The sequence below is a fragment of the Mesorhizobium sp. M2E.F.Ca.ET.209.01.1.1 genome (assembly GCF_004010375.2).
In the GTDB taxonomy this organism is placed as follows: Bacteria; Pseudomonadota; Alphaproteobacteria; order Rhizobiales; family Rhizobiaceae; genus Mesorhizobium.
On the sequence record NZ_SADP02000365.1, the window covers coordinates 1 to 382 of the forward strand.

Annotated in this window: 1 pseudogene; it reads right to left on the reverse strand. The window is 60.5% G+C overall.

Annotated elements, in window-relative coordinates:
* Nucleotides 1-211: pseudogene (locus tag EN852_RS36010) on the reverse strand (MarR family transcriptional regulator); the annotation flags it as partial.
* Nucleotides 212-382 lie beyond the last annotated feature (171 nt).

Genomic DNA, 382 nt, shown 5'->3' on the forward strand with positions numbered 1-382 from the left:
GCAGCCGCTCGGCGAGATCGCCCACCGCCACCGGTCCGCCGTTTGGAAAGCCCTTGATCGCCAGCAGCGCCTGGTGCTGGCGCGGCGTGAGGCCCGCCTCGTTGGCCTGGATTTGGCTGAATTCGAGAAAGCGACGGATCAAATAACGGAATTGCGACAGCCGCTGGTAGTCGGCCTGGCTGATGGCGGGACGTGATTTCGGCGGCGTCATTTCCGACTTATGGTCCTTTCCCGCGAAAGCTCAACAGGTTGTTGTCGTGGTCCCTGCCCAAAATGACGCGGAGCAGGGCGCGAAAACGGCTTGAAGAGTTATATCGTATTACGATATGAGGCCAGCTGAAACCGGACGGTCTTCGCGCCGCCAGAAAGTTCAGGCTCCCAC